This window comes from uncultured Capnocytophaga sp. (genome assembly GCF_938029845.1).
Taxonomy (GTDB): domain Bacteria; phylum Bacteroidota; class Bacteroidia; order Flavobacteriales; family Flavobacteriaceae; genus Capnocytophaga.
In genome coordinates, this window is record NZ_CALHGG010000050.1 from 1 (window position 1) to 9924 (window position 9924).

18 protein-coding genes are annotated in these 9924 nt (G+C 31.4%); all 18 read left to right on the plus strand.

Going from position 1 to position 9924, the window contains the following annotated elements:
• The first annotated feature begins 578 nt into the window (after positions 1-578).
• A complete protein-coding gene (locus Q0625_RS03615; protein ID WP_021628179.1) occupies positions 579-869 on the plus strand; it encodes a hypothetical protein in 291 nt (96 codons plus the stop codon).
• A 96-nt stretch (positions 870-965) separates the two neighbouring features.
• On the plus strand, positions 966-1667 hold the full coding sequence (locus Q0625_RS03620; protein WP_298823531.1) for an RHS repeat-associated core domain-containing protein: 702 nt from the start codon (positions 966-968) through the stop codon (positions 1665-1667).
• A 2-nt stretch (positions 1668-1669) separates the two neighbouring features.
• On the plus strand, positions 1670-1954 hold the full coding sequence (locus tag Q0625_RS03625) for a hypothetical protein (RefSeq protein WP_021629214.1): 285 nt from the start codon (positions 1670-1672) through the stop codon (positions 1952-1954).
• Positions 1955-1956: 2 nt separating this feature from the next.
• A complete protein-coding gene (locus Q0625_RS03630) occupies positions 1957-2352 on the plus strand; it encodes a hypothetical protein (protein WP_277012593.1) in 396 nt (131 codons plus the stop codon).
• A 47-nt stretch (positions 2353-2399) separates the two neighbouring features.
• Positions 2400-2582, plus strand: a complete 183-nt coding sequence (locus Q0625_RS03635) for a hypothetical protein (RefSeq protein WP_298823532.1) — start codon at positions 2400-2402, stop codon at positions 2580-2582.
• Between the two features lie 25 nt (positions 2583-2607).
• Entirely contained in the window at positions 2608-3054 is a 447-nt protein-coding gene (locus Q0625_RS03640; protein ID WP_298823533.1) for a hypothetical protein, read from the plus strand.
• A gap of 4 nt (positions 3055-3058) precedes the next feature.
• A complete protein-coding gene (locus tag Q0625_RS03645) occupies positions 3059-3268 on the plus strand; it encodes a hypothetical protein (protein WP_298823534.1) in 210 nt (69 codons plus the stop codon).
• Between the two features lie 19 nt (positions 3269-3287).
• Complete coding sequence (locus tag Q0625_RS03650; RefSeq protein WP_021628334.1) at positions 3288-3539, plus strand: hypothetical protein; 252 nt, start codon at positions 3288-3290, stop codon at positions 3537-3539.
• Positions 3540-3635: 96 nt separating this feature from the next.
• On the plus strand, positions 3636-4037 hold the full coding sequence (locus tag Q0625_RS03655) for an RHS domain-containing protein (protein WP_298823538.1): 402 nt from the start codon (positions 3636-3638) through the stop codon (positions 4035-4037).
• Positions 4038-4556, plus strand: coding sequence for an SMI1/KNR4 family protein (locus tag Q0625_RS03660; RefSeq protein WP_298823540.1), 519 nt, complete (start codon positions 4038-4040; stop codon positions 4554-4556). It abuts the gene before it with no gap.
• Between the two features lie 240 nt (positions 4557-4796).
• A complete protein-coding gene (locus Q0625_RS03665) occupies positions 4797-5156 on the plus strand; it encodes an RHS repeat-associated core domain-containing protein (protein WP_298823552.1) in 360 nt (119 codons plus the stop codon).
• Positions 5116-5412: an AHH domain-containing protein gene (locus tag Q0625_RS03670; protein WP_298823542.1), complete on the plus strand. Its 297-nt coding sequence runs from the start codon at positions 5116-5118 to the stop codon at positions 5410-5412. Before Q0625_RS03665 ends, Q0625_RS03670 begins: the two co-directional genes overlap by 41 nt.
• A gap of 13 nt (positions 5413-5425) precedes the next feature.
• A complete protein-coding gene (locus Q0625_RS03675) occupies positions 5426-5956 on the plus strand; it encodes a DUF1629 domain-containing protein (RefSeq protein WP_298823544.1) in 531 nt (176 codons plus the stop codon).
• Between the two features lie 116 nt (positions 5957-6072).
• Positions 6073-6582 (plus strand): hypothetical protein, encoded by a 510-nt coding sequence (locus Q0625_RS03680; RefSeq protein ID WP_298823545.1) that lies wholly within the window; start codon positions 6073-6075, stop codon positions 6580-6582.
• A gap of 205 nt (positions 6583-6787) precedes the next feature.
• Entirely contained in the window at positions 6788-7024 is a 237-nt protein-coding gene (locus tag Q0625_RS03685; RefSeq protein ID WP_298823546.1) for a hypothetical protein, read from the plus strand.
• Position 7025: 1 nt separating this feature from the next.
• Positions 7026-7649, plus strand: a complete 624-nt coding sequence (locus Q0625_RS03690) for a hypothetical protein (RefSeq protein ID WP_298823547.1) — start codon at positions 7026-7028, stop codon at positions 7647-7649.
• Positions 7649-8947, plus strand: a complete 1299-nt coding sequence (locus Q0625_RS03695; RefSeq protein ID WP_298823548.1) for an RHS repeat-associated core domain-containing protein — start codon at positions 7649-7651, stop codon at positions 8945-8947. Before Q0625_RS03690 ends, Q0625_RS03695 begins: the two co-directional genes overlap by 1 nt.
• A gap of 5 nt (positions 8948-8952) precedes the next feature.
• Positions 8953-9801 (plus strand): hypothetical protein, encoded by an 849-nt coding sequence (locus Q0625_RS03700; RefSeq protein ID WP_009415008.1) that lies wholly within the window; start codon positions 8953-8955, stop codon positions 9799-9801.
• The last annotated feature ends 123 nt before the right edge of the window (positions 9802-9924 follow it).

Genomic DNA, 9924 nt, shown 5'->3' on the forward strand with positions numbered 1-9924 from the left:
TATAGCTGACGATGAATTAGTAGATTATCTTTCTTGGTTATCTGATTTCATAAAAAGAGTATTTTGATATTTTCTATACTTTGGGGATGGAAAAGGTTTGGTTTTATACAAACATACACTATACAGATAGTTTTCTCAGCTTAGACTTATTTGATAGTGATTTTTTAAAACAAATAGCTTCTTATAAGATATCTATATCTATTCCTATGGACATATATAAAGTAACTGAACAGGAAATGATAGAGATGTTACGTAAAAGACAATTACGTAATAGACCATATTGAGTTGTTGAAAATATGTATAGCTGAAAACTATAAAAATAATAGACGTTGTTTTACAAAGCTATCAGAAGAGAAAAATAAACAACTTTACATTTTTTTGAGCAATGAAAGTGTACAATTGTGTAAGGAACTACGCTAAATAAGTAAGTAATTCAACTTGCTAGTCACTAATTATTTTAAACAACTGTAAATTGTAAAAACAGGAAGGAGTTATTACGAAATTACCCCTAAGAAACCTATGACTGTTGATGAATATCAAGCAGAATTAGCCAAAGTAACAGTAAAAGAATAGTTATTATGAAATATACAATAGAATACCATAGCGATATAGAAGATGATATGGATTGGTTTGACATAGAATCAAAAAATTATTTAAGAGATGTTGTACTAACAATTGAAAATAAGAATTATAATTTATATTTTTCAGGAATTGAAAGAGTTATGTATGATATTATAAATAGTGGACAAGGTTATTTTTTTAAAAAAAATTTAATTTTACTGCCTTCTTTTAGTAAAAAAGCAATGGAAGAAACAATTGAAAAAATAGTAGAAAATGGCGTTTATAAATCATTCATTGAAGATTATTAATGGAAAGAGACCTTTGAGTTCAATTACAGCACAGGCTTATACGACTTAGGTACTGAACACAGCCCCACCACTTGGATTTTTGAAGCAGGCTCTTTTGTGCCCTGCGGAAAGATCTCCAATGGCAAGCATTACTCCATCATCACCGACCACTTAGGCACGCCCATAGAAGCCTACAACCAAGAAGGTGAACTGATATGGGAACGCGAACAAGACCTCTATGGCAACTCCCGTCAAGGTTTTGCCAAAGAAAACTTCAGATGCCCCTTCAAATACCAAGGACAGTATTACGACCCTGAGATAGAACTTTGCTACAACCGATTTAGGTATTATCACCCCGAGACGGGGAGGTATATAAGTGAAGACCCTATTGGGTTTTTATCTGGAGAACCTAACTTTTTTGCTTATGTAAGTGATACCAATGCTTGGGTGGATTTACTGGGGTTGAGTGAGAATTCTTATAATAGAAAAGAAGAAGATATTGAATGGATAACTGTAGGACGCTGGATGAGTGAAGAAGAATATAACCTTATGAAAAAGAGTGATATACCAATAGGAGAATCTGGTGGATTAACTTTTGTTACAACAGGAGGACACGATTCTTATACAGGGGCAGATAAAGGAAGTATATATGTAGAATTTGAAGTTCCTAAGAATAGTCTAATACAAGGAGGTAAAGAAAATTGGTATAAAATAGTGAGTCCAACAGCAAGTAGATCTCAGAAATATCAAGTTGAAAAACAAGGAGGGGAAATTCCTCCTAAATATAGAAATTTGACTCCTCCTATATTAACTAAATAAATATGAAAGAAAAAATTAATTGTTTTATGAGTAGATTCAGCTCAAAATTGAATAAGTATAAGGTAAATATACATACTTTTGATAATAGCCTTAACGATCCTTTTGGTATTTTGACAAGAATAGATTTTGAATATAAAAATATAGAAGGCTACGTAAGCTTTTATAGTAAGGGAGTTATAAATATAGAAATATTTGATTACAACACAGGTAGTATCATATTTAATACACTACTAATGCCAGAAGATGATTCTACAGAGGCTTTTAATCAGTTTGACAAATTAATATAACTATGATAATAGGAAAGAAAAAAGATATTAGCTTTATTGATATATTAAGTCTCATAAAATGTCCAGAAAAGTATTATTGGAAAATAGTTTGGATATACGCTTTTTATTACCCCTCTAATCTTGTGTATTTAGAAGATAAAATTAATTCTTCAAAAGGATATGACATTAAATTAGAGGATTTAAAAAGACTAATAGAGTCAGTAGGGCAGCTTATTGAGCTAATATTAATTGGTGATAAAGGAATTATAGAAGATTATTCTATTGAAAAAGAGGAAGAAATAAAGAATAAATATGATTTCTTTATAGAATATGTTGATTCTTCTTATTGGGAGATTTTCTCTAAAGACAATGATTTTAGCAACAAATTAAAAGAGTTTGATACCAATTCAAAAGAATAAGGTTACAAATATAACTACGTTGGCAGTATAAGTGGGATGCCTTTGGAATGCTCAAAGAGGTAAGACGCCTTACCAAACATTTTAGCCGCACCACCACCCACTTTTTGTGGAGTGGCAATGTACCCTTGCACGAATGGAAAGAAACCTTTGAGCTCAATTACAGCACAGGTTTATATGACTTAGGTACTGATGATATTTACTTAAGGACTAATAGAAAAAAATATCGATAAACACAGGAAATAAATTAGAATAAATATGATTGCTTATTATATCACCATAGAAATATTAGGAACAGAGTTATTAATAGATGAAATACTTAAAATATTAGGTAATAAGATTAAGATAGAGTATATCATCCATCCAAATGATAAGAAGCCTAAAAGAGATGAAAAATATGGCTTTGGTTGTATTTCTTTATCGCATCCTAAAGTTTATATAGCTGACGATGAATTAGTAGATTATCTTTCTTGGTTATCTGATTTCATAAAAGAGTATTTTGATATTTTCTATACTTTGGGGATGGAAAAGGCTTGTTTTTTTACAAACATATACTATACAGATAGTTTTCTCAGCTTAGAGTTATTTGATAGTGATTTTTTTAAACAAATAGCTTCTTATAAGATATCTATATCTATTCCTATGAACATATATAAAGAAACTGAACAGGAAATTATAGAGATGTTACGTAATAGACCATATTGAGTTGTTGAAAATATGTATACCAGCTGTTCAAAGAGAAGTTAGTTTGGAGCAATCTGATGAAGTACCTCATGCACATAAAGAGAGTGTATCTTCATCATGTATTTCTAATGGAGATTATGGGCGAGAAGATAGACCAAATGTAACAAAATATAATGATAGTAATGAACCTATTCCTAGTAGAGGAAGAGAAGCACATATTCAGATAGAATGGTAATATAATAAACTAAAATATTATGAACGATAATGAATTTTATAATTTTTGCATGAAAGAGCTCACAAAATATGAGGATAATTATGATATAGATCCATTCGACTCATTAAAAAAAATGGTAGACTTATATGATTTGATAAAAAAAACTAATTTTCATGATATTGGGGATAGAATTGAATTATGGTTAGATGAGTATGGTGATGAGAATATTATAGAATATATTAAGAATACCAAAAATCCATATTTAATAGGTACTTTAATCGGAAAAAATTAGATATTATCATTTTTCATAGCCTAATAACTAACCTTTACTTTCGATGCTCCTGGCAGACGGCTTACCAAACATTTTAGCCGCACCACCACCCACTTTTTGTGGAGTGGCAATGTACCCTTGCACGAATGGAAAGAGACCTTTGAGTTCAATTACAACACAGGTTTATATGACTTAAGTACTGAGCACAGTCCCACCACTTGGATTTTTGAGGCGGGTTCTTTTGTGCCCTGTGGAAAAATCACCAACAGCAAACATTATTCCATTATCACCGACCATTTAGGTACACCCATAGAAGTCTACAACCAAGAAGGCGCGCTAATATGGGAACGCGAGCAAGACCTCTACGGCAACTCCCGTCAGGGCTTTGCAAAAGAAAACTTCAGATGTCCGTTCAAGTACCAAGGGCAGTACTATGATAGCGAGGTTGAACTCTGCTACAACCGAAGTGACAGGATTGCAAAAAAGAGTCATAAATGTAATAAAAAAAACAAATTTTAAATGGAAAATAGAATATTTATTGAACAATTATGTAATAAAGGATGGAATGTCAAAACAGTAGATATTTCAAATCTTGTAATTAACTCTTCAGCTAAAGGAAGAGTTGCAAAAACAATAGAAGAATATAAAGAATTTCTTAAAATATTTTCTTTATGCTCTAATAGGGAAGACAATATTTGGTTCTTATCTTATCAAGATTTTTCTAAAAATGATGAAAACTCTTTTTCTTGGAATGAATTTGAATGTCAGAGTATTGATTCTGCCTTAGACGAAGAAATGTTATCTGATATTAAATCCTTTTGGGATAAACATTTGCCAATTTTAATGTCTGTAAAAAATGGATATAGCTATGTCGCAATAGGTATAGGTGAATTTAATAATGGAAAAATATTTTATGGTACAGAACCTGAGTATGAAGATGTAGCTATAATTGCTAATTCATTTTATGAATTTAAAGAAAAATATATATCTGCATTAAATGGAAAGGATTACGAAAATTTTTACCAGTATATTATTTAAATATTTTCTTAGTATTGGATATAAAAATTTTGTGTTAGGTACTTGCTCAATGTTTTAAAAAGTAGTAATTTTGTAGGTTGAGGAATTTACGGTACTTTTACCTCACAGGGGTGTATGAGTACCACACAGGCAAAATATGCGAGTACTCAAAGCAGGGTATATAGAGGGAATATCACCATTGTTCACTGTACTCTATACACTATGCACTAATGAAGAGCCTACAACCAAGAAGGCGAGCTGATATGGGAACGCGAACAAGACCTCCTCTATGGCAACTCCCGTCAAGGTTTTGCTAAAGAAAACTTTAGATGTCCGTTCAAGTACCAAGGACAATATTACGATCCCGAAATAGAACTTTGCTACAATAGGTTTAGGTATTATCACCCTGAGACGGGGAGGTATATAAGTGAAGACCCTATTCGGTTGGCGGGTGGGCTGGCTTTTTATCGGTATGTGATGGATTGTAATGGAGGGGTAGATGTCTTTGGTTTGAATGAGATGCCAAAAGGAGGATGGAACTACCATAATATGCCCAAAATAGAAGATTATCAATTACATCATGTCATTCCTAAATCAATGTATAAAAGCTGCTGGTTTTGATGTTCATAAACCAAGTAATCTAATATATTTACCTACAGAAGAAGGTATACATCCTACAAGAAGTGTTCATAAAGGTTGGAATAAAGGGCATAAAGAATATAATGACTATATTAAAGAGCAATTAGAAGATATTTGGGACAAGGGCAAAGATGGAAAATGGACGCAGCAACAGTTTAGGGACACAATTGAAGAATTAAGAAGAGAAACAAGATTAGAGTTAAGAAATGGCAGCAGGAAATGCTATTCAATTCATTAAATTATTTTAATATATGTATTTTAAATTTTCAGATTTTTACAAAAGAGACGTTTATTTTAGATATGCTGATAGTAATGTTGTAGAACAAGGGAACTTTGATAATGGAGTGAAAATCAAACAGTCTGAGGTTCTGTATTACAATGTTGATAAAATAGATAGTTATCTAACATCTTATGATGTTTTACCTACTTTCGGTCCACGATTGGTAAGCACTAAATTTAAAGAGATTTTTGAGGATATTAATGAAAAAGAAATTCAATTTTTCCCAGCAATAATTAGAGATAGTAAAGACTATACAATTGAAGGATTTTATACTTTAAATATTCTACATTGTATACCTTGTTTAGATTTTACTAAAAGTATTGTTAAAAAAACCTCTTATGGAGGTTTAAGAATAGATGAACTTCATATTCTTCCTAATTCATTGGATCCTTATAATATAGTCAGAATGGAAGAACATCGTTCTTTTATTATTGTTACACAAAAATTCAAACAAATTTGTGAACACCATAAATTAAAAGGTTTTTATTTTAAAGAAATATAGGAAAAAATGGCACTCATTCAGAGTATATGACTGAATTCCCTTTAGAAAGCACAGCACTTTACCTATTTTTCTAAAAAAAGTTTAAACAGCTTCAGAAAAAGTAAACCATTAAGCATATGAAAATAAAATTAAAAATTATTCCTTTAATAGGAATTGAGATCAATGATTCAAAGATTACTTTTGGTAGTAACATTAATGAAATTATCAAAATACTTGGTGAGCCTGATTACAAGAATGAACGTCAACTTTATTATGATACTCTTGAATTTAGGATGGATTTTGATAATGACAAAAATTTAAAATTTGTAGAATTACAAGGTCCTGAAACAGAGAAAATTAATCCAGAAATATATGGAATAAATCCTTTTGAGATTGAAGCAAATGAATTGATAACAATCTTAGAAGAAAAGGATAGTGATATTGATGTTTCAGAGAAACCTTATTGTTATTGTTTTCGAGAAATATCTATAGGAGTTTGGAGGGATACCACACCAGAAAATATTTTAAAATCTATTCCCGAAAATGTCTCTAAAGAGGAAGAATGTATTTGGCAGGAGGAATTAGATAAAGCTAAACATTTTTGGACAATAGGTGCAGGAGTAAAGGGATATTACAAACTATACTGAACTTTAACAGATTTGTAATTTTAGAAGTAGAATAATCGCTTTAGTATTAGTAATTTTGATATTCTTTCAAAATATATGACACTTTTTATATGAGTTTTTATCCGATACTTTAGGGCGGGATTGGGAAGATATTATCAGCAGTGGGGAGAACCTGCATCGCCACTATGCACCACTTCCTGAAGAGGAAGAACTCACTGATATTCCTTTGGAAAGCATAGCACTTTACCTATTTTTGAAAAAAGGAAGTAGTTCATCATATCCTGCTGGTCCTCTTCCTCCTTGTTCGCAATGTGATGCATTACTCTATAATCATTCAAAAGAAAATGACATGTTAATTCCATATCATTGGAAAGATAAATTAGGAAATGAACATATCAGAGTTTATCATCCTGATGGGAGTGTATTTGAGAACGGTATAGATATATCATCAAAATATCATTAAGATGCAAAATTTATTTAATTTTTTTAGTCATAGAAGTTGGTTAATAATACCAAAAAACTTATTTATCTCTTTTTCTAATGATTTGAATTTAGATTTGATAAGAGAAAATATCACATGGAAGACTATTGATGAGATAAATATATCAAATAGTTTATCAAAACTTTCAACAATAGATTTATTGGATATGTATATAGTAGAAGGTGAATGTATTAATTTTATTGATAAAGAAAAATTACTTTTTTTATCTAATAATTCATATATATATAAATTTAATATAGATATATGGATACCTACAATGTTATTTGAACATTTTAAAAACAATCAATTACTGAGAAGATATGAATTAGACATTCAAAACGAATACATAGTTTCTACAGATGAAATTGGAGTTAAAACTGATATAGAAAATTATGATGAGACTTTCATACAAGCTGATAATGGTTATGATATTTTTTATTATCCTTTAGGGGTGGTAAGCAATTTATTACAATGTAAGATTATAGAACTAAAAAAAATACTTTCATTTCCTTGCTCTTTATATAAAATTCCTTTTGAAAAAGTATCAGAACTAAAGGATAAATATTTAATGAATTTAAAAAAATATCCTTTAAGTGCAAAAGATTAGTGGGAAATCTTGCCTCTGCCACCTATAACCAAACAGAGACGATTTATAAAGTTCCTGATGCAGTAGGGAACTTATATAGAACCCCTGACCGCAAAGGGTATACCTATAGCGAGGGTGGACGGCTTTTAGAGTGTCCTGATTGGAAGTACGTTTACGACCTTGAAGGGCAACTAATAGAGAAAATATCCAAAAAGCAACAGCTCAAGCGTTTTAGTCTGATAGTCGAAGAAGACGAGAAGCCTGCAACCTTGCGGTGGTTTTACTCGTGGAATGCCAATGGAAGTTTAAAGAGTGTCGCCAATAACGACAGGGTACATTTTGCCTTTGAGTATGATGCCTTGGGCAGACGCACGGCAAAGATAAACCTCAGTAGCAAGCGCATCAAGCGTTTTCTGTGGGACGGAAATGTACCACTTCACGAATGGGAGTATGACCTAAGTAAGCGACCTAATCTCAGTAGAGATAAGGACAATTTGTTAGTTTATGACAAGGAAGAGCCTGTAACTGATAATCTTATCACTTGGGTGTTTGATGAGAACTCCTTTGTGCCTGCGGCTAAACTTGTAGGGGATAAATCGTATAGCATCCTCACCGACCATTTAGGAACGCCGTATGAGGCGTATGATGAGAATGGAGAAAAGGTGTGGAGTGCTGAGTATGACCTCTATGGCAATATACATACCCTTGAGGGTGAGAAAGGATTTATACCATTCTGCTACCAAGGGCAGTATGAGGATGTTGAAACAGGGTTGTATTACAATCGTTTCCGTTATTACTCACCTGAAAGCGGTACTTATATTAGCCAAGATCCGATAGGGCTAGCTGGGAATAATACTAATTTCTATGGGTATACTTTTGATAGTAATACTGAGGTGGATGTTTTTGGACTTGCAGGTACAGGAGGGGCGTATATGATAAAACTTAGTGACGGTAAGATTTATGTTGGAAAAGGTGAAATTGGTCGTATGAATGAATCTATTGAGGAGAGAACAAATAAAGAAGTTGAAATAGATGGAAAAAAGCAAAAAAGAACTGTAGTGGGCAAGGCACATATGAGTACAAATGGAGATAATGAGTTAGGAAAAGCTGTTGAGTATAAAGCATTGGAAAATGAAGGAGCTTATGCTAAAAGTGGAAAAAATAAAGCTTATATACCAAAGGATAGATTAGAAAATTCTATTGTCACAGGTAGCACCGCATACAAGAATTTAACAAAAGATAAAAGATTAGAAGCTGATAGATTAGCTAAAGAATTAAGAGAAGAGTTAGATAAAGATATAAAGAAGAAACATCATTAAATTTTATGAATTTTGAATTAGATTTTACAAATAGTCTTAATGTCCCTTATAACTTATTGTTAGAGGGAGTTGCTTATGCAAAAAATAAGAGAATAAAATCTATTACTCTTAGGCAAGAAGGATTTGAAATTCCTGATATTGATTTATCAGCTTTGTCTCTATATCCTGATATTGAAACCCTTAACTTCTCTGTACGCATAGGAAAAAACTCTAATATTGATGGAATTTATATTCTTAAGCATTTAAAGCGTCTTTCGTATGCGGGGTATGATAGCATACCTTTAGATCATACTCAATTAACATCTATAACATATCTATACACTCATTTTTCTAAAAATCATTTAGAAGGAAATGCAAGGTTTCAAAATCTAAACGATCTTGAAACCTTGCATTTATGGCATTTAAACCATACCGATTGTGTTTTTTTATCAGAAATAAATACATTAAAAAATTTAGAACTGACACACGGTTCACTTCCAACTATAGAGGGATTGCAATATTTACCTAATTTGGAGCATCTCAAACTTGACTATCTGCCAAAGTTGAAAGACATCAATGCTATTAATCAATGCGATAAAATTAGCTCTTTAACAATTCTTAGGAGTAAGAACATTTACCTGGAGTCTTTAAAAGAAAGTAATATTAAAAATTTATTTATTGATAAGGTTGATAATTTAGAATTTATAAAAGATTTTAATAGTTTAGAAAACCTTTATATTTATGATGATATAAAAAACGGAGACTTAAACCCTATTTTTTATAATAATTCTCTAAAAAAGATTGAAATATATAGCTATAAAAAGAAATATAATCGTACTGAAGAGCAGATAAAAGAATTTCTAAATAAAAAATAGTTGATGAGTAGTCCTTCAATATATAAATACTTATCAAGCGTGATCCTAATGTAGAGCGAATGATTTTTATCCGATACTTTAGGGCGGGATTGGGAAGCGGTTATCAGCAGTGGGGAGAACCTG

Coding starts and splice junctions, on each gene's coding strand:
- Q0625_RS03635 (WP_298823532.1), top strand. CDS start 2,400: ATGCTCAAAGAGGTAAGACGCCTTACCAAACATTTTAGCCGCACCACC.
- Q0625_RS03630 (WP_277012593.1), top strand. CDS start 1,957: ATGATAATAGGAAAGAAAAAAGATATTAGCTTTATTGATATATTAAGT.
- Q0625_RS03640 (WP_298823533.1), top strand. CDS start 2,608: ATGATTGCTTATTATATCACCATAGAAATATTAGGAACAGAGTTATTA.
- Q0625_RS03625 (WP_021629214.1), top strand. CDS start 1,670: ATGAAAGAAAAAATTAATTGTTTTATGAGTAGATTCAGCTCAAAATTG.
- Q0625_RS03615 (WP_021628179.1), top strand. CDS start 579: ATGAAATATACAATAGAATACCATAGCGATATAGAAGATGATATGGAT.
- Q0625_RS03660 (WP_298823540.1), top strand. CDS start 4,038: ATGGAAAATAGAATATTTATTGAACAATTATGTAATAAAGGATGGAAT.
- Q0625_RS03670 (WP_298823542.1), top strand. CDS start 5,116: ATGTCATTCCTAAATCAATGTATAAAAGCTGCTGGTTTTGATGTTCAT.
- Q0625_RS03690 (WP_298823547.1), top strand. CDS start 7,026: ATGCAAAATTTATTTAATTTTTTTAGTCATAGAAGTTGGTTAATAATA.
- Q0625_RS03650 (WP_021628334.1), top strand. CDS start 3,288: ATGAACGATAATGAATTTTATAATTTTTGCATGAAAGAGCTCACAAAA.
- Q0625_RS03680 (WP_298823545.1), top strand. CDS start 6,073: ATGAAAATAAAATTAAAAATTATTCCTTTAATAGGAATTGAGATCAAT.
- Q0625_RS03700 (WP_009415008.1), top strand. CDS start 8,953: ATGAATTTTGAATTAGATTTTACAAATAGTCTTAATGTCCCTTATAAC.
- Q0625_RS03675 (WP_298823544.1), top strand. CDS start 5,426: ATGTATTTTAAATTTTCAGATTTTTACAAAAGAGACGTTTATTTTAGA.